We start from the raw sequence: 18918 nt of genomic DNA, 5'->3' as shown, positions 1-18918 counted from the left end.
AGAAAAGAGGGAGTTCCGATTAAGGGACTCCTTTTTGTGATGAGACGAAGAATAGAGATGCACTAACGCCACCGTAGAGCAATAGTTAATTTGCAACAATCTTGTGGATCTTCCGCTGAATTAAATTCTAAAGTGATACCATCAGGGGAATACTTTACATCTACATCTGATGTAACTCCTGTAGACTGAATTAAACGTTTTACTTCATTTTTATTTGAAGCTTGTGCAGCAGCCATTAATGAAGAGTCGAACTCTTTTGAAACAGATAATCTGTTAAGAACAATACTTGCGTCATTCATGAGCTTTTTTGATGCGTTAGCAGATTGATACAAGAGATTTGGATCAACAACTGGCAACTGCTGCCTCATCCATGGATAATATCTGGGCGGAATATATGGTGGGTAGTAGCCTGGCTGATAATAATACATAAAGGAACCCTCCTTCGACAATATATCAAACAATATATGCAGCTTTTGTTGTCTTAGTGAAATCAACCTTGTTTTAATTGACAGTGAAATTTATCCATGATATATTTATCTCGAATTAAAGATATTTTAATTAAGAGTATTCATTTAAAATGATAAAAGAACTAGTGTATTGGTACAATAAGGTTTAAATAAGCGAGACAATCTTGATTTTACTGGAGGAAAGAAAATGAACCAATTAAAGGGAGTACATCATGTTACAGCGATAACAAGTAGTGCTGAAAAAAATTATGAATTTTTCACATATGTATTAGGCATGCGATTAGTTAAAAAGACAGTCAATCAGGATGATATTCAAACTTATCATTTGTTTTTCGCAGATGATACAGGGAGTCCAGGGACAGACATGACTTTCTTTGATTTCCCAGGTATTCCTAAGGGGACTCATGGCACAAATGAAATTTCAAAAACATCATTTCGTGTACCAAGTGATGCAGCCCTAGATTATTGGGTTAAACGCTTTGATCGTTTAGAAGTTAAGCATACAGGAATTAAAGAACAATTTGGGAAAAAGACGATCTCATTTGTAGATTTCGATGATCAGCAGTATCAACTGATTTCAGATGAGCATAACAAGGGGGTTAAGTCAGGAACTCCTTGGCAAAATGGGCCGATTCCCCTGGAATATGCGATTACTGGCTTAGGACCTATTTTTATTCGTATTTCTCAATTTGATTATTTCAAAGAAGTGATGGAAAAGGTTCTTCTATTTAAAGAAATTGATCAAAATGGCTCTATCCACTTATTTGAAGTGGGTGAGGGTGGAAATGGAGCTCAAGTTATTGTAGAGCATAATGAGGTGTTACCGTTAGCTTCTCAAGGGTTTGGCACCGTTCATCATGTAGCATTTCGTATTGAGGACAGAGCTGTTTTAGATGAGTGGCAGCAAAGATTAGAGGCTTTTGGATTCCAAACGTCTGGGTATGTCGATCGCTATTTCTTTAAATCACTATATGCAAGAGTCGCACCTCAAATCTTATTTGAGTTTGCAACTGATGGCCCAGGATTTATGGGAGATGAGCCATACGAAACACTTGGAGAAAAATTATCTTTACCACCATTTTTAGAGCCAAAACGTGAAGCGATTGAAAATTACGTACGACCAATTGATACAATAAGAAGTACAAAAGTGATTGAAAAAGAATATTAATCATTAAAAGACTTAAAGAATTTCTTTAGGTCTTTTTTGTGTCCAATGTTTTATTTACAAGAAGGAGAGGATAGTTTATTATAAAACGTAATAGTTACGATTAACAACGTGTATCTTTGAAGGGGGAAGAAATGGTTAAGTTCTTTCGAAACAGTATCATTGAAATAACAGGGGTTTTAATAGTAGCGGTAGGTTTATTTCTGATAAGCATGAACCCACAGAATACATCTGCAATAAAAATACCTGATTCATTATTAAGTCTAAACACCATTTTTCTAAGTATAATCATAGAGGCTCTACCTTTTATCCTTGTCGGGGTTCTCATTGCAGGTCTCATTCAGATCTTCGTAACAGAGGAGCATATTGAGAAATGGATCCCGAAAAATAAGGTATTAGCTGTGATAATGAGTTGTGTAATTGGTGCGCTGTTTCCTGCTTGTGAATGTGGGATTGTGCCAATAGTTCGTAGACTTGTATCCAAAGGAGTACCAATATACGCAGCGATTGGGTTTATGTTAACAGGACCTTTAATCAATCCAATTGTTATTGCGTCTACTTTCATGGCTTTTGGAAATGATTTTCAAATTGCAGGATTACGTATGGGCTTAGGGTTTGTTATTGCATTAATCATAGCATTTAGCATAAGTATGCTTGTCAAAGGAACACAATTAAAAACAGAAGTGAAACATATGAATGTAAATACACATGGACCATCTAAACAACCATTTACACAAAAGCTGTGGTCTATGTTAACACACTCAATTGATGAGTTCTTTGATATGGGGAAGTACCTGATCATAGGTGCGTTGTTAGCTGCAATTGTTCAAACGTATGTGCCGACTAGGGCATTACTGGAAATAGGAGACGGAGTTGTAGCGTCATTGCTTGTCATGATGGGCTTATCTTTTGTTTTGTCACTATGTTCAGAGGCAGATGCATTTATTGGAGCATCATTTGGAAGTTTATTCCCAACCCATTCGATTTTAGGCTTTCTTATCATCGGCCCTATGTTAGATTTGAAGAACACGCTTATGATGGTTAGTGTATTTAAAGTTAGGTTTGTCATGCTATTATTAGCACTTGTTGTTGCTGTCATATTTTTTGCGATGTTAGTAGTTCAATATTTTGTCTAAGGGGGGACAATGATGAAATTTCACTTCCAACAGGCGCTGAGAGCATTAGTATTATTATTGTTTTGTTTGTTGATTTTTAAGCTACATTATACTGGAGAAATAACAAAATTTATTAATCCGAAATACGTGAATCTAAGTCAGATTGCTTCCGTTATTTTCTTAATCCTTTTCTTTATTCAAACAACTAGGATATGGTCGGTAAATAAGGACGTGCATGATCACTGTGGAGAGGATTCGTGTAGTCATGATCATGGTAATACGATATTTACGTTCAAGAAACTAGTGTCATATAGTATTATTATTTTTCCTATTGCAACAGGTTTTGTACTGCCACCGAAGACACTTGGAGCAGATATTGTAGGAAAAAAAGGCGGAATGGCCGTGATTACAAATCAGCAGCAGGTGAATCAGGATTCAGAACAAGTGGAGATTGACTTAGATGAGATAGAGATTCAGGATGATTATCTTGATCATTCCTTCGACGACAGTGCGATTTTGAATGAAAATATCATTTCAAAAGAGGAATATAATGTACTCATTCAAAAATTAGAACAAAGTCAAACGGTAGAAATGGATGAACAGGTCTTTTTTGATTACTATGAAGAAATGCATAAAAACATCGACAAATATAAGGGAAGAACGATTAAGTTAAAGGGATTTGTCTATAAAGAGGAAGGGTTTTCTAGTGACCAATTAGTTATTTCTAGATTTGCGATTACTCATTGTATAGCAGACGCAAGTATTGTTGGGTATTTGTCGGAATTCTCGGAAGCATCATCACTTGATCAGGACTCGTGGATCGAAGCTGAAGGTACGATAGAAATGACCACCTATCAAGGGATGGAGTTACCTATGCTTAAGATTACCAATTGGTCCACAATAGAGGAACCAGATGAACCATATATCTATCCATTGAATATAAAAATTATATAATGTTCACATAAAAACCACTGATGTTCAATATTTTAATAGAGCAGACAGTGGTTTTTTAAAATTGATTTAGAAGGGGAACTAGATTATACATAGAATTTATTATTTATAGAAAGGGAGGAGAGACAATGCCAAAGGTAGTCATGACATTTCCTGAGGGGAAGCATAAAGTATTAACAATGAGCTATGACGATGGTGTGCTAGCTGATAGAAAGTTAGTTCAGATATTTAATAAGTATGATATTAAAGGAACATTTCATGTGAATTCTGGATTAGCTGGAACTGGAGAACGAATTGACAAGGAAGAAATGAAACAGCTTTACCAAGGGCACGAAGTGTCAGCCCATACATTGATGCATCCAACAATTGCACGGGTCCCTAAAGAACGAATTGTTACAGAAATAATCGAGGACCGAAAAAATCTTGAGCAGACAGTGGGTTATACAGTCAGAGGCTTATCTTATCCAAATGGATCATTTAATAACAATCTAAAAGATACATTGCCGTATTTGGGCATTGAATATGCGCGAACGGTTCATAGTACTGGTACCTTCAATATGCCTGATGATTATTTAGAGTGGAATCCAACCTGTCATCATAAAGGGAATCTATTAAACTTAGCGGAGGATTTTGTAAACCTTTACAAGACTCAATACCTCTATATGATGTATGTTTGGGGACATAGCTATGAGTTTGATCTTGATCAAAATTGGGACTTAATAGAGAATTTTTGTGCATACATAGGAAAGAAAGATGATATTTGGTATGCTACTAATATTGAAATCGTCGATTATACAAAAGCCTTTTCACAGCTTAAATTTGCAGCTGATTGTAGCTTTGTTTATAATCCAACAGCTATTTCTATATGGCTAAATGTTGACGATAAACATATAATTGAAATCCAAAGCGGGCAACAAGTTGACTTAAATGTCTGAATTATTGATGAAAGTATACTACGATAAATTATTTGAAGATTTTTAACTTTACATCTTTTTGGCAAATAACATATCATTGAATACGTATCGTAAGGATTAAATAAAAGTCGCAAATGACTTAGAATCGAGGGTGGATACGAATGGATCTGGAAACATTATTATCACCAGAACACTATAATATAGCAAATGAGATTGATAGGCACTTTTCAGATGAGAAAACGGCTTTAATATGGGAAAGCGAAACTGGTGAAAAAAAGAGTATTACTTATTCAGAATTAATAAAGAAAGCTAATAAACTAGCAAATGGATTGAACACATTAGGTTTAGAAAAAGGCGATCGTGTCGTTGTAATGACTACTCGATTAATAGAATCCTATTGTATTTATTTAGCATGTTTGAAATCAGGTATTGTCATTAGCCCATCCTCTGAATTACTGAGAGCAAAGGATTTGGTATATCGCTTAAATCACTCAGAAGCAAAAGCTGTGATTACATATCATTCTTACGTAGCTGAATTTGAAAACATTGAAGAGGAGACTCCTTATTTACAATATAAGATTGCATTTGGACAAGAAGTTTCAGGTTGGCTTTCAATGGAACAACTTACTGAAACTGAGCCGGATTCATTCACTACTGTTGATACATCCAAGGATGACTATGCTTTCCTTGCCTATACTTCTGGGACAACAGGAATGCCAAAAGGCGTAGTACATAGCCATGGCTGGGGGTATGCACATTTAAGAGTTGCTGCAGAAAAATGGCTAAATATCAGTGCGGGCGATACAGTTTGGGCAACGGCTGCACCAGGCTGGCAAAAATGGGTCTGGAGTCCATTGTTATCAATATTAGGTTCAGGTGCTACTGGATTTGTATATCATGGGAAGTTTCAGCCGGAAACATATTTACAGTTATTACAGGACCATCAAATAAATGTATTATGCTGTACTCCAACTGAATACCGAATGATGGCAAAATTTGATGGGATCTCATCTTATCATCTTTCTCATTTACATACAGCGGTATCAGCAGGTGAGTCTTTGAATAGAGAGGTCATCGATGTATTTTCTACTACCTTTGATATTCAAATTCGTGATGGATATGGACAAACTGAAAGTACTCTACTTATCGCCAATCTAAATGAAAATCCTGAAAAAATTGGCTCGATGGGTCAGCCATTACTTAAGGAATTTATGGAAATAGTTGATGAACATGGGAAGCCAGTGCCGGTTAATGAAGTCGGTACAATTGCAGTAAGAAAGGATTTCCCTGCTCTCTTTGAACTATATTATAAGGACCCAAGTAGAACAAATCATTCCTATGTTGGGCAGTATTTCTTAACTGGAGATAGAGCGTCAAGAGATGAAGAGCATTACTATTGGTTCCAAGGTAGAAATGATGATGTGATTATCAGCTCCGGTTATACGATTGGACCGTTTGAAGTTGAGGATGCATTAATGAAGCATACCTCTGTTAAGGAGTGTGCGGTCGTCGCTTCACCAGATCCAATTCGTGGAAATGTGGTCAAAGCATTTGTGGTGCTAAAAGATGGAGTAGCACGTTCTGAGGAATTAAGTATTAATCTTCAACAATTCGTCAAAAATATTACAGCTCCTTACAAGTACCCTAGAATTATAGAATTTATTGATACGCTTCCAAAAACCGATTCAGGTAAGATTCGTCGTGTAGCATTAAGGAATGGCTGAATCTAACAAATAAATACGAACATTTTGTGTTGACAATGCAATAAAGTTCGGGTATTCTATGTTCTGGAGCTTGAACTAAACAATCATTTCGTTCGTATATTCTCAGTGATAAGGTCTGAGAGTTTCTACCGGGTACCGATAATTCCTGACTACGAATGGGTGGATAAATCTACCCATTTATAGTTGGGGATTTTTTATTTTAGGAGGATTTATGGAACGCTTATTTAATTTACAACAATTAGGAACAAATGTTAGAACGGAAGTATTAGCAGGAATTACGACATTTTTAACAATGGTCTATATTATCGTCGTGAATCCAGCGATTCTTTCAGCAGCGGGTGTACCATTTGATCAAGTATTTACAGCTACGATTATCTCAGCGGCTGTTGGAACATTAATTATGGCGATATTTGCGAAATATCCGATTGCGATTGCACCAGGGATGGGGTTGAATGCGTATTTCACAAGTGTTGTGGCAACCCAAGGTGTAAGTTATCAAACAGTTTTAGGGGCTGTTTTTCTAGCTGGTCTTTTATTCCTGCTTTTATCGTTTACGAAATTTCGTGAAGTTCTTATTAAATCAATTCCTGCTTCGTTGAAATACGGAATTACCTCGGGGATTGGTTTATTTATTGCTTTTATTGGATTAAGAATGTCTGGAATTATTACTTCAAACCCAGAGACATTTGTAACTATTGGGGATTTAACCTCACCTGTTACATTATTATCGATTATTGGATTATTAGTTACATTGATTCTGTTTGCTCGCAAAATTAAGGGTGCGCTATTTATCGGAATGCTTATTACAGCAGTGATAGGGTATTTCATGGGATTACTTGAATTTAATGGGGTGGTTTCAGCTCCTCCAGCCTTCGTCTTCTTCGATATTGATGTTGCAGGTGTATTCACAAATGGGTTATATACGGTTATATTTGCGTTCTTACTTGTTACCATTTTTGATACGACTGGAACGATGATTGGAGTGGCGGAGCAAGCTGGTTTCATGAAGAATGGTGAATTTCCTCGAGCGAAATCTGCCTTAGCAGCTGACGCTGTTGCGACTACTGTTGGTGCAACAATGGGAACAAGTCCTTCAACTGCTTATATTGAATCAACTTCTGGAGTAGCAGCTGGCGGTCGTTCTGGATTAACTGCATTGGTTGTTGGGTTATTGTTCTTATTATCGTTATTTTTCTCGCCACTAATGGCAGCTATTTCTTCACTTTCAGCAATTACAGCTCCTGTGTTAATTATTGTAGGGTGTTTTATGATGGAGGGATTAGCGAAGGTGAAATGGAAGGAGTTTGATGAGGCTTTTCCAGCATTTATCATCATCCTTACAATGCCGTTAACTGCTAGTATTGCTACAGGAATGGCGATGGGCTTTATCACCTATCCAATCCTTAAGCTTGTTAGTGGAAAAGGAAAAGAAGTTCATCCATTGATTTATCTATTTGCTGTGATCTTTGCTATTCAAATGGCTTTTTTTCCAGCACATTGATCTAACTAAAGATTAGACAAATAGCCTCCTAAAACTAGGGGGCTAATTTCTATTTACGCCTTTTAGTACTTTCACGAATGGCCAGATGATGGGTAACATTTGAGTGCTGTGCGATACCTTCATTGTCTCCTTTTATTAGTTTGACTAAATTCCTTGTAGCGGTCATTCCCATCTCTCGTGCAGAATATTCTACTGTTGAAAGCTTTGGACGAACAACTTGTGACATTAAGCTCCCATCAAAGCCAATAATGGAAATATCGTTCGGAATATCAATGCCTTTGTCTAATAGAAAGTGCATTGCACCAATCGCCATCGCATCTGTTGCACAGAATACCGCAGTAGGAAGGGTCTTATTGTCAATGATTTGCTTCATAGCTTTCATCCCATCCTCTATCGAAAACCCACTTTCAACAATCCACTCTTCCCTAATTGAGAGACCTGCGTCTTTCATCGCTTGCTTATATCCTTGCAATCGATGTCCACCTACAGCCATTTCGCCTAATCCTTTGATCATGGCAATCTCTTTGTGCCCCTCCTGTATTAGAAAAGTAACAGCTTCATAGGATGCAGTTATATTATCTACATGAACAGAAGGGATAGCTTGATTTGGAGAAATCTGTCCTGCAATGACACAAGGGATCTTTGCTTTCTTTACAATTTCAATATGTCTAGATGCTAGAGGTGACCCTACAAAGATTAGACCGCTGATATTCATTTTTTTTAATAAGGTAAAATAATGAAGTTCACTATCTACTGTACCATCTGTCAAGCTCATGATAATGTCATAGCCGTAGAGCTTGGAAATATTGTTAATACCGTCTATGAAGTCAGTTAGAACGGTATTAGAGTATTCAGGGATAATCACTCCGATAAGGGAGGCGTGATTATTCTTTAGTTGATTATTTAATGAATTTGGACGATAATTCGTTTGGTTGATTACGTCTAATACACGTTTTCTTATCTCCTCATTGACTGGTTTACTTCCATTGATTACTCTCGACACAGTTGAAATTGAAACATCCGCCATTTTAGCAATATCTTTTATTGTAAGCTTCAACTTAATCACCACGTTTACATTAATTTATTTTAATCGGAAAATATTTTCCTGTATTTATAATGGATTTTCAAGGAATTCTTATTAAAATTATGCTATAAACCAATCATATCATGGTTCGGATTGAAATCCAATTATTAGTTGACCGGGAAAATGATATCGCTTAAACTACAGTTATTAAGAAAATATTTTCCTAGAGAGCTAGTGATTTTTTACTTAACATGATGAGAACTTAAAAGGAGTCGATATAGAATGCAGAAAAAATGGTGGAAAGAAAGTGTAGCTTATCAGGTGTATCCTCGTAGCTTTATGGATAGTAACGGTGACGGCATCGGAGATTTGAAAGGGGTTACTTCAAGATTAGATTATCTTAAAGAACTAGGCATCGACGTTATTTGGATTTGTCCGATGTATAAGTCTCCTAATGATGATAATGGATACGATATTTCAGATTATCATGATATCATGGATGAATTTGGAACAATGGCTGATTTCGATGAATTACTTGAAGAAGTACACAAGCGAGGTATGAAGCTGATTTTGGATTTAGTTATTAATCATACAAGTGATGAGCACCCGTGGTTTATTGAGTCTCGTTCATCAAAAGACAATCCAAAACGTGACTGGTATATTTGGCGTGATGGAAAAGATGGGAAAGAGCCGAATAACTGGGAATCAATCTTCAATGGCCCAGCTTGGAAGTATGATGAGCAGACAGAGCAATACTTCATGCACATCTTCTCGACACGTCAGCCGGATCTAAATTGGGAAAATCCCGACGTTAGAGATGCACTAGCTGATATGGTCAACTGGTGGTTAGACAAAGGGATCGATGGATTTAGAGTAGATGCGATTAGTCATATCAAAAAAGTCTCAGGTTTTCCTGATATGCCAAATCCCAAGGGATTAGATTATGTCCCATGCTTCGATTATATGATGAATGTGGAAGGAATCGATCAGCTCTTGTCGGAATTTACTCAAAGAACAACGAAGAACTATGACATTATGACGGTTGGAGAAGCTAGTGGAGTAGGGATTGATGATGCTGATCGATGGGTTGGAGAAGAAAATGGTTACTTCAACATGATATTCCAATTTGAACATTTAGGGCTTTGGGACAAAGGTCCAAAGAGCTCTGTTGATGTTCGTGCACTAAAAAAAGCATTATCAAAATGGCAGGTAGGGCTTGAAGGTAGAGGATGGAATGCTTTGTTCTTAGAAAACCATGATCAACCAAGAAGTGTTTCTACATTAGGAAACGACCAGGAGTATTGGAAAGAAAGCTCGAAAATGTTAGCTGTCATGTATTTCCTCATGAAAGGAACGCCATTTATCTATCAAGGGCAGGAAATTGGAATGACCAATGTTAAATTTCAAACGATCGGCGAGTACAATGATGTTGGAATGGTGAACTACTACAATATTGAAACAGCAAAAGGGCGTTCACATGAAGAAATCATGAATATCATTTGGACAAAGGGAAGAGACAATTCTAGGACACCGATGCAATGGGATTCACGTAACCAGGGTGGGTTTTCTACAGGTGATAAAACATGGTTTGGTGTAAATCCAAACTATGACAAAATTAACGTAGAGCAACAGTTACAAGACTCAGATTCCATTTTGAATTTTTATAAAGAAATGATTCGATTAAGGAAAGAACATGATGTCTTTGTTTATGGAGAGTATGAGTTACTTCTAGAAAATCATCCTCAATTATTTGTATACACAAGAACCTTGGGGAATGATAAAGCTATCATTATTTGTAATTTTAGTGACATGAAGAACACATTCAAAATACCCAATCGTTTAACTCCTTCTTCGTCAGAGCTACTTTTATGTAACTATGAGGAGAAGGAAAAGGAAATTCCAAAGCGAATGACACTTAGACCTTATGAGGTAAGAGTATATATTATGAATTAAAAGAAGGGGCAAAAGCCCCTTTCATGAACAATTCTAGAAAGTGGAGGATTCAAATGGAAAAGAAATGGTGGAATGAAAGTGTTGTATATCAAGTATATTGGAGAAGCTTCCTTGATACAGATGGAGATGGATATGGAGACTTACGTGGTGTCACAAAAAAATTAGATTACATAAGCAATCTCGGTGTGGATGTGATTTGGCTAAATCCATTTTATCTTTCTCCTGATAAAGACAATGGATATGATATTTCTGATTATTATTCTGTTATGCCAAAGGCAGGAACCATTGAAGACTTTGAAGAGTTGATGAAAGAAGCACATAAACGAGGCATTAAGGTGATCATGGACCTTGTGGTAAATCATACCTCTGACCAACATCCTTGGTTTCAAGAATCAAAATCAAGTAAGGACAATCCAAAGAGAGATTGGTACATATGGCGTGACGGAAAGGATAGCAACTCACCACCTAATAACTGGCGATCTTATTTCTGTCCCTCAACCTGGGAATATGATCAAGGAACAGACCAGTATTATTTTCATTCCTTTGCCGTTGAACAGCCAGATTTAAATTGGGAAAATGAAGAAGTCCGTAATGAAATTTATAAAATGATGCATTATTGGCTTCAAAAAGGGATTAATGGGTTCCGTTTGGATGCCATCGCATTACTTGCAAAACCAGAAGGATTTCCTGATGCAGCAGATCCGTCTGATATAAGCTATCTTACGAATAACCCTGGTGTTCATGAGTATTTACAGGAAATGAATGAAAAGGTATTTAGCCACTATGATGCATTAACAGTAGGTGAGGTGGCATTTGTGACACCAGAAGAAGGGTTACTATATGTAGATGAAAAGCGAAAGGAATTAGACACATTATTCCACTTCGAGGTTTGTGATGAAATGCCAACTTGGGATTTGGAGCGATTCAAGGAAATTCAAAAACGTTGGTATGATGGACTTTGGGGTAAGGGCTGGAACTCACAATTCTTAAATAATCATGACCATACAAGATTAGTTACAAGATATGGAAGTGATGGGAAATACCGTGTTCAATCTGCTAAATTGTTTGCAGCTATGCTACATTCATTACCTGGAATGCCTTATATTTACCAAGGCGAAGAGATAGGAATGACTGGTGTACGTTTTAACTCTATTGATGATTATAATGATATAGCCATGAGAAATAAGTATAAGGAATTGGTTGGCCAGGGACAGAATCCAGATGAGGTGCTGACATCCTTACAGCCTTTAAGTCGTGATAATAGTCGAACACCGATTCACTGGAATCAAATGGAGAATGCAGGATTTACAACAGGCACACCATGGATTAATATTAACCCCAATTATACAGAAATTAATGTGGAAGATGCTTTAAAGGATAAAGATTCAGTGTTCTATTTCTATAAAAAACTAATTGAGTTAAGAAAGAAGTATAAGGTCTTTGTATATGGTGATTATCAAGCGATTCTTGAGGAGAAGCAAGAATTGTACTCATATCTTCGCCGTTATCAAGGAGAGGCACTTCTATTTATCGCTAATTTCTCAGAGCAAACACAGTCAGTTCAATTACCAGAAGAGATAAACGTAACGACAGGAAGTCTACTAATTGGTAATTATGGTGAAGCAGAAGAGAATGATAAGCTTGATCTACAGCCGTATGAAGCAAGAATTTATTTAATCCAAGCGTAAGAAAAGATATGCCGCTGAACAAGTTTTAGCGGCGTTTTTAATTAGTATAAAAAAATTTAAAAAAACTATTGATAAGGCTTTCATATGGTGATATGATGTCTTACGTAAACGTTTTAGTAAAAGAAAGTAGATGGGGGATATGACTTACACTATAAAGGATGTTGCTAAACGAGCAAATGTTTCAATTGCAACCGTCTCCAGGATACTGAATAATCAAACAGGTTATTCTGAGAAAACAAAGGTGAAGGTTCTACAAGCGATAGAGGATTTGGGTTATCAGCCAAATGCAGTAGCAAGAGGCTTGATTAAAAAACGAACACAAACAATTGGGATTATGTTCCCGAGTCTTTCAAGTCTATTTACTGGAAAACTATTAACTGGTGTTGAGAAAATTGCACATTCTAAAGAGTCAAGTGTCATTGCCTGTCATACGGTAATGCAAGGGAAATCGAGGACACTAAATTATTTGCAAATGCTAAATGAAAAGCGAATTGATGGACTTATTTTCACTAGTGAACTATTAAAAGAGGAATACTATGAATATATCGAAAAAATGAATATTCCAGTTGTTCTTCTTGCAACAGAATCATATGCATTTCCACTTCCTTACGTTAAGGTGAATGATTTTCATGCTTCCTATAGTGCTGTCCAATATTTGATAAAAAAAGGACATAAGAAAATTGGGATGATTAGTGGTGACCCACTTGACCCGATTGCTGGAAAGACAAGGATCCAAGGGTATAAGCAAGCACTTGAAGATTACAATTTGCCTTTTGTTGAAAACGCTATTTTTTGTGGTACCGGCTTTCTATATGAAGAAGGAAAAGCCAATTTCCATTCTTTGATGAAGCAAGACCCAGATATTACCGCATTGTTTTGTGCTAGTGATGAAATTGCAATTGGTTCGATTTCAGCAGCATATGAGTTAGGAATCAGTGTTCCAGAAGAGCTATCAATTATTGGTTTTGATAATATACAAATCGCAGAAATGTCAGTTCCACCATTGACAACGGTTGCACAACCGTTAGAGGAAATGGGAGAAACGGCGACAAAGCTTTTGTTCGATATGCTAGAGAATCCGGAACAAGTTGAAAGTAAGATTATGCCTCATCGAATTATTGAAAGAGGTACAGTAAGATCTATTTAAGGTATCCTACGGCTTTGCCGTATTTTCTACCTTTTTACGTAAACGTTTACTCAAGTGAGATAGATAGAATAAGATTTGATCATGCTTTTATGGTCATTTACGTAAACGTTTACGTTGTGAAAGGTAGTATATGTCTCATTTTATGAGCAATACTAAAATAAAAAATTGTGGAGGGTTATCCTATGTTTAAAAAAATATCTACAGGAATTGTAACTGTTGCATTAAGCGCTTCATTATTAGCTGGTTGTGGTAGTAGTGGAGGGAATGCTGATGGCACAGTAACATTAGAGCTTTTCTCAAATAAGACTGAGAGTATTGAAACATATAAAGGGTTAATTGCTGAATTCGAGGAACAAAACCCAGACATCAAAATTAAATTCGATGCACCACCTGAAGCTGAAACAGTTCTGAAAACAAGACTTACGAAAAATGATATGCCAGATCTTATGTCAATTGCAGGTAATGCTACTTATGGTGAGCTAGGTCGTGCAGGTGTATTACACAATTTTGCTGATGATGCCATTCTAGAAAACGTACAGCCTTCTTATGTTGATATGATTAACCGCCTTGTTGGACCAGAAGGAGAAGGAGTTAACGGAGTACCTTATGCAACAAATGCAAACACAGTAATTTATAATAAGACAAAGTTTGAAGAGCTTGGACTAACAATTCCAACAACTTGGGACGAGTTCATTGCTACTTTAGAAGAAGTAAAGGCGGCTGGTGAAACACCAATTTACTTTACATTAAAGGATGCATGGACAGGAATGATTTCTTGGAATTCATTAGGTGGAAATCTTGCAGGTGAAGATTTTGCTGAAAGAAAAAATGCTGGCGAAACTACATTTGTTGAAAGCTATGATCAAGCAGCAGATCAAATGCTACAGCTTCTAGACTATGGTCACAAAGATAACTTTGGTGTAGCTTACGGTGATGGTAATAACGCATTCGCAAAAGGTGAAGCAGTATTCTATATCCAAGGAAACTGGGCAATTCCTGAAATTCAAAAAGCAAATCCAGATATCGAGCTTGGAGTATTTGCGATGCCGGTTACAAATGACCCAGCTCAAAATAGATTAGTATCTGGTGTAGACGTTCTATTAACAATGAATGAAGATACAGAGCATAAAGAAGAAGCAATGAAATTTATTGAATTTATGATGAGTAAAGAAACAGCTTCTCGATATGTAGAGGAACAAAAAGCATTCTCTGCTATTCAAGATGTATTCCAAGAGGATCCAGTATTTGAAGGAATCAAAACAAACTTTGAATCAGGTTTAATTACAAGCTTCCCTGATCACTATTATCCAGCTGGTTTGGGTGCTGAAAACATCGTTCAAGAATTCTTAATTGAACAAAACAAAGAAGCATTCCTGAAGAAGATGGACAGCGAATGGGATAAAGTAATTAATCGTTAATGTACAAGAAGACTTGAGGGTTTCCTTAAGGAAGTGTTCACAATATCCTCAATATCTTTCTAGCGAGTCAGAATGAAAGATATTGAGGAATTAATGTGACAAAAACATATGGAATCGATTCCTCATTCTAAAGGAGATGTAATAATTGAATAAGAAAAACAATGCATTCTTACTCATGGCAGTTCCAGGTTTCATCCTTTTCTTCATCTTTCATACATATCCAGCCTTGCAAGGGATTTTTTACTCTTTCACTGATTGGAAGGGGTACGGAAATTGGAATTTTGTCGGGCTTAAGAATTATATTAACGTCTTTAAGGACGACCGTGCACTTGATGCGTACATATTTACATTTAAATTTGCAATCATTTCAACCATTTTAGTTAACATTTTCAGTTTGTTAATTGCGATTGGATTAAATTCAAAGATTAAATTTCAAAAAACACTTAGAGCGGTCTTTTTCTTACCTTATATCCTAAGTATTTTAATTGTTGGTTTTATCTTCAATTTTATCTTTACTCATTTACTTCCGACGATGGGTCAAAACTTAGGAATCGAATTTCTATCAAAAAATATTCTAGGGGATCCGAACCTAGCTTGGGTGGGAATTGTTATTGTTGCAGTATGGCAGGCAGTAGCATTCAATACCATTCTTTATCTAGCTGGACTTGTAACGATCTCTGAAGATTTATATGAAGCGGCTAGCATTGATGGAGCAGGCATTTGGAGAAAGTTCTGGAGCATTACTTTCCCATTAATTGCCCCATTCTTCACAATCAATATGGTCCTAGCGATGAAGGGCTTCTTGATGGTCTTTGATCAAATCGTCGCGCTAACTGGTGGTGGACCAGGTAAATCAACAGAATCGATTTCATTATTGATTTATCGTGGTGGATTTGAAGGTGGACAATTTGCATATCAATCAGCAAATGCTGTCATTTACTTCATCATTATTGTTGTCGTATCAGTTATTCAATTAAGATTTTTAGAAAGAAGAGAGGGTGGACAATAATGACTAACAAAAAAACCAATTGGACGGTCACCATTTTGTTAATGTTAGCGTCCTTACTCATTTTGTTCCCATTATATTTAACAATTACGATTGCACTTAAAACCCCACAGGAAATGGCAGGGAATTTATTAGCTCTACCAAAATCTTGGGAGTTTGAAAATTTCACAAGAGCTATTGAAATGACGAACTTTTTCAATGCATTTGGAAATAGTGCATTTGTTACTGTGTTTGTTGTTATTTTTACGGTTCTTACTAACTCAATGGTCGCTTATGCAGTCGCGCGTAATTTCCATAAACGATTTTATAAGTTCTTGTTCTATTATTTTGTCAGTGCAATGTTTATCCCGTTCCCAATTATCATGTTGCCAATTGTTAAGCAAACAGCTGCATGGGGTATGGATAACTTAGTCGGGTTAATTATTTTATACATTGTTTACAATTTATCGTTCAACATCTTCATCTATGTAGGATATATCCGATCAATTCCGAAAGAATTAGAAGAAGCTGCAATTGTCGATGGTGCGACAACATGGGGAGTATTCTGGAAGGTTATTTTCCCATTATTAGCACCGATGAATGCGACTGTTGCGATTCTTACTTGCTTAGGAGCTTGGAATGATTTCATGCTACCACTTGTTATCTTAAGTGATCGTGATTTTGCAACTTTACCATTGGTTCAGTATATCTTCCAATCTCAATTTAGCACGAACTATAATTTAGCCTTTGCTTCTTATCTAATGGCACTTGCACCGATGGTTATTGTCTACATCTTTGCACAGAAATGGGTTATTAGTGGAGTAATGAAAGGATCAATTAAATAGGCTGTTTTTGTATAAATTGTTGCTTTTATAGTCGCAGCCTGAATACACTCCGCGTCCTGTGGGATGAGCGGTGAGCCTCCTCGTCTGGCTTCTGCGAGGTCTCACTTTGGCTCACGCATCCCACGGGAGTCTTGAGCGTATTCAGTCTGCTAGAATTCTATCTTTTAAATAATGTATAGCTAAAAACAACAAACTTTTTGGGAAACAGCCATTAAATAAAATCAGTATAGAGGAGTGTTCTTCATGCAAAAGACATGGTGGAAGGAAAGCGTGATTTATCAAATCTATCCACGAAGCTTCAATGATAGTAATGGGGATGGAATTGGTGATCTAAAAGGGATTACAGAAAAATTAGATTATCTTAAGGAACTTGGAATTGATGTGATTTGGTTATCACCAGTGTACAAATCACCTAATGATGATAACGGATATGATATTAGCGATTATCAGGATATTATGGATGAGTTTGGAACGATGCAGGACTGGGAAGAGCTCCTAGCAGAAATGCACAAGCGTGGAATGAAGTTAATCATGGACTTAGTAGTCAACCACTCTTCTGATGAGCATGCTTGGTTTGTTGAGTCTAAGAAGTCAAAGGATAATCCATATCGTGACTACTATATCTGGCGACCAGGTAAGGATGGCAAAGAGCCAAATAATTGGACCTCGGCATTCAGTGGGCCAGCTTGGCAATATGATGAAACAACTGGTGAGTATTTTTTACATATCTTTAGTAAAAAACAGCCTGATTTGAACTGGGAAAATCCAAAGCTTCGCAAGGAAGTATACGATATGATGACTTGGTGGCTAGATAAAGGAATCGATGGTTTCCGTATGGATGTTATTAACTTCATTTCTAAGGTAGACGGTTTACCAGATGCGACAAACGTTCCTGAAGGTGAGTATGGATGGGGTGGAGAGCACTTCATGAACGGGCCACGAATCCACGAATTCCTTCATGAAATGAACAAGGAAGTACTATCAAAGTATGACATCATGACCGTTGGGGAAATGCCAGGTGCTACTGTTGATGATGCTAAATTGTACACGGATGAAGAACGAGAAGAGTTAAATATGGTGTTTACCTTTGAACATGTCGATTTAGATTCTGGTCCTAATGGGAAGTGGGACCTAAAGCCTCTAAATTTAGTGGATTTAAAACAGAATTTAACAAAATGGCAAAAAGGCTTAGAAGGGAAAGGCTGGAATAGTCTCTATCTAAATAATCATGATCAACCTCGAATGGTGTCTCGATTTGGGAATGATACAACCTATCGAGTGGAGTCAGCTAAAATGCTAGCAACCTTCCTTCATATGCTTCAAGGTACGCCTTATGTATATCAAGGGGAAGAGTTAGGAATGACGAACATCCGCTTCGATTCGATTGACGAATACAAGGATATCGAAATTCATAATATGTACAAGGAAAAAGTAATTGAGGGTAACGAGGATCATGCTAAGGTGATGGAGTCGATTTATGTAAAAGGGCGAGATAATGCTAGAACTCCAGTACAATGGGATGACAGTGAACACGCTGGATTCACAACTGGTGAGCCGTGGATTAAAGTAAATCCAAATTACAAGGAAATCAATGCAAAACAAGCTGTATCAGATCCGAATTCAGTATACAATTACTATAAGCAGCTAATAAAATTACGTAAGAATCATGAAATCATTGTGTATGGGGCATATGATTTAATCCTTGAGGATCATCCACAAATCTATGCATACACACGTTCATATAATGGAGAGAAATTACTAATTGTCACTAATTTCAGTGATCAAGAGCTTACTTTCAAGAAGCCAGAAGAAGTTGAATTCACTGCAAATGAATTACTAATTGGTAATTATGATGTGGATTCAGCTGAGGATGCAGCATCCTTTACATTACGTCCGTATGAAGCAAGAGTTTATATCGGGAAATAAGAAGAAAGAACCTCTTAACGATTACTGTTAAGGGGTTTTTTGCATAGAAAAAGGCAAGCCAGAACCTGACTCGCCATTATTGATAAAATGAAGTT

Annotated in this window: 15 protein-coding genes and 1 riboswitch; of the genes, 13 read left to right on the top strand and 2 right to left on the bottom strand. The window is 36.8% G+C overall.

The genetic code is table 11. The features are described from left to right. Positions 1-62 precede the first annotated feature (62 nt). Positions 63-428, bottom strand: coding sequence for a hypothetical protein (locus F7888_RS01625; protein WP_191776578.1), 366 nt, complete (start codon positions 426-428; stop codon positions 63-65). 226 nt (positions 429-654) lie between these two features. On the opposite strand from F7888_RS01625, the gene F7888_RS01620 reads away from it, so the two are divergent. From F7888_RS01620 to F7888_RS01595, 6 genes are all read left to right on the top strand, one after another. Next, positions 655-1635 carry a ring-cleaving dioxygenase gene (locus tag F7888_RS01620; protein ID WP_191776576.1) on the top strand — a complete coding sequence of 327 codons (981 nt, stop codon included), beginning with the start codon at positions 655-657 and terminating at the stop codon, positions 1633-1635. Positions 1636-1766: 131 nt separating this feature from the next. Then, entirely contained in the window at positions 1767-2768 is a 1002-nt protein-coding gene (locus F7888_RS01615; RefSeq protein WP_191776575.1) for a permease, read from the top strand. Between the two features lie 12 nt (positions 2769-2780). Next, positions 2781-3701: a TIGR03943 family putative permease subunit gene (locus F7888_RS01610; RefSeq protein WP_191776573.1), complete on the top strand. Its 921-nt coding sequence runs from the start codon at positions 2781-2783 to the stop codon at positions 3699-3701. 125 nt (positions 3702-3826) lie between these two features. After that, positions 3827-4633 carry a polysaccharide deacetylase family protein gene (locus tag F7888_RS01605; protein WP_191776571.1) on the top strand — a complete coding sequence of 269 codons (807 nt, stop codon included), beginning with the start codon at positions 3827-3829 and terminating at the stop codon, positions 4631-4633. 140 nt (positions 4634-4773) lie between these two features. Continuing rightward, positions 4774-6336, top strand: coding sequence for an acyl-CoA synthetase MbcS (mbcS, locus tag F7888_RS01600; protein WP_191776570.1), 1563 nt, complete (start codon positions 4774-4776; stop codon positions 6334-6336). 72 nt (positions 6337-6408) lie between these two features. Further along, positions 6409-6508, top strand: a riboswitch (purine riboswitch). Positions 6509-6547: 39 nt separating this feature from the next. After that, positions 6548-7837: an NCS2 family permease gene (locus F7888_RS01595; RefSeq protein ID WP_191776568.1), complete on the top strand. Its 1290-nt coding sequence runs from the start codon at positions 6548-6550 to the stop codon at positions 7835-7837. Positions 7838-7886: 49 nt separating this feature from the next. Here the strand turns inward: F7888_RS01595 and F7888_RS01590 are convergent, their stop codons facing one another. Continuing rightward, complete coding sequence (locus F7888_RS01590) at positions 7887-8894, bottom strand: LacI family DNA-binding transcriptional regulator (RefSeq protein ID WP_191776566.1); 1008 nt, start codon at positions 8892-8894, stop codon at positions 7887-7889. 249 nt (positions 8895-9143) lie between these two features. Here F7888_RS01590 and F7888_RS01585 point away from each other — a divergent pair, with 249 nt between their 5' ends. The 7 genes from F7888_RS01585 to F7888_RS01555 all read left to right on the top strand — a co-directional run bounded on the left by F7888_RS01585 (position 9144) and on the right by F7888_RS01555 (position 18823). Then, on the top strand, positions 9144-10814 hold the full coding sequence (locus F7888_RS01585) for a glycoside hydrolase family 13 protein (RefSeq protein ID WP_191776565.1): 1671 nt from the start codon (positions 9144-9146) through the stop codon (positions 10812-10814). A 53-nt stretch (positions 10815-10867) separates the two neighbouring features. After that, positions 10868-12502: a glycoside hydrolase family 13 protein gene (locus F7888_RS01580; protein WP_191776563.1), complete on the top strand. Its 1635-nt coding sequence runs from the start codon at positions 10868-10870 to the stop codon at positions 12500-12502. Positions 12503-12641: 139 nt separating this feature from the next. Beyond that, positions 12642-13649: a LacI family DNA-binding transcriptional regulator gene (locus F7888_RS01575; protein ID WP_191776561.1), complete on the top strand. Its 1008-nt coding sequence runs from the start codon at positions 12642-12644 to the stop codon at positions 13647-13649. A 182-nt stretch (positions 13650-13831) separates the two neighbouring features. Continuing rightward, complete coding sequence (locus tag F7888_RS01570; protein WP_191776559.1) at positions 13832-15067, top strand: ABC transporter substrate-binding protein; 1236 nt, start codon at positions 13832-13834, stop codon at positions 15065-15067. 145 nt (positions 15068-15212) lie between these two features. Next, positions 15213-16076, top strand: coding sequence for a carbohydrate ABC transporter permease (locus F7888_RS01565; RefSeq protein ID WP_225228532.1), 864 nt, complete (start codon positions 15213-15215; stop codon positions 16074-16076). Beyond that, positions 16076-16897 carry a carbohydrate ABC transporter permease gene (locus F7888_RS01560; RefSeq protein ID WP_191776557.1) on the top strand — a complete coding sequence of 274 codons (822 nt, stop codon included), beginning with the start codon at positions 16076-16078 and terminating at the stop codon, positions 16895-16897. The genes F7888_RS01565 and F7888_RS01560 overlap by 1 nt, the downstream gene beginning before the upstream one ends. A gap of 243 nt (positions 16898-17140) precedes the next feature. After that, positions 17141-18823: a glycoside hydrolase family 13 protein gene (locus tag F7888_RS01555; RefSeq protein WP_191776555.1), complete on the top strand. Its 1683-nt coding sequence runs from the start codon at positions 17141-17143 to the stop codon at positions 18821-18823. Positions 18824-18918 lie beyond the last annotated feature (95 nt).

The sequence above is a fragment of the Litchfieldia stipae genome (assembly GCF_014837155.1).
Taxonomy (GTDB): Bacteria; Bacillota; Bacilli; order Bacillales; family Bacillaceae_L; genus Litchfieldia.
Note: the sequence above shows the minus strand (reverse complement) of the source record. Positions and strands in the feature narration are given on the sequence as shown.

Excerpts from the sequence above, each read along its gene's own strand:
- F7888_RS01570 (WP_191776559.1), top strand. The coding sequence starts at position 13,832 with ATGTTTAAAAAAATATCTACAGGAATTGTAACTGTTGCATTAAGCGCT.
- F7888_RS01580 (WP_191776563.1), top strand. The coding sequence starts at position 10,868 with ATGGAAAAGAAATGGTGGAATGAAAGTGTTGTATATCAAGTATATTGG.
- F7888_RS01605 (WP_191776571.1), top strand. The coding sequence starts at position 3,827 with ATGCCAAAGGTAGTCATGACATTTCCTGAGGGGAAGCATAAAGTATTA.
- F7888_RS01595 (WP_191776568.1), top strand. The coding sequence starts at position 6,548 with ATGGAACGCTTATTTAATTTACAACAATTAGGAACAAATGTTAGAACG.
- F7888_RS01555 (WP_191776555.1), top strand. The coding sequence starts at position 17,141 with ATGCAAAAGACATGGTGGAAGGAAAGCGTGATTTATCAAATCTATCCA.
- F7888_RS01585 (WP_191776565.1), top strand. The coding sequence starts at position 9,144 with ATGCAGAAAAAATGGTGGAAAGAAAGTGTAGCTTATCAGGTGTATCCT.
- F7888_RS01560 (WP_191776557.1), top strand. The coding sequence starts at position 16,076 with ATGACTAACAAAAAAACCAATTGGACGGTCACCATTTTGTTAATGTTA.
- F7888_RS01615 (WP_191776575.1), top strand. The coding sequence starts at position 1,767 with ATGGTTAAGTTCTTTCGAAACAGTATCATTGAAATAACAGGGGTTTTA.
- F7888_RS01625 (WP_191776578.1), bottom strand. The coding sequence starts at position 428 with ATGTATTATTATCAGCCAGGCTACTACCCACCATATATTCCGCCCAGA.
- F7888_RS01620 (WP_191776576.1), top strand. The coding sequence starts at position 655 with ATGAACCAATTAAAGGGAGTACATCATGTTACAGCGATAACAAGTAGT.
- mbcS (WP_191776570.1), top strand. The coding sequence starts at position 4,774 with ATGGATCTGGAAACATTATTATCACCAGAACACTATAATATAGCAAAT.
- F7888_RS01575 (WP_191776561.1), top strand. The coding sequence starts at position 12,642 with ATGACTTACACTATAAAGGATGTTGCTAAACGAGCAAATGTTTCAATT.
- F7888_RS01610 (WP_191776573.1), top strand. The coding sequence starts at position 2,781 with ATGAAATTTCACTTCCAACAGGCGCTGAGAGCATTAGTATTATTATTG.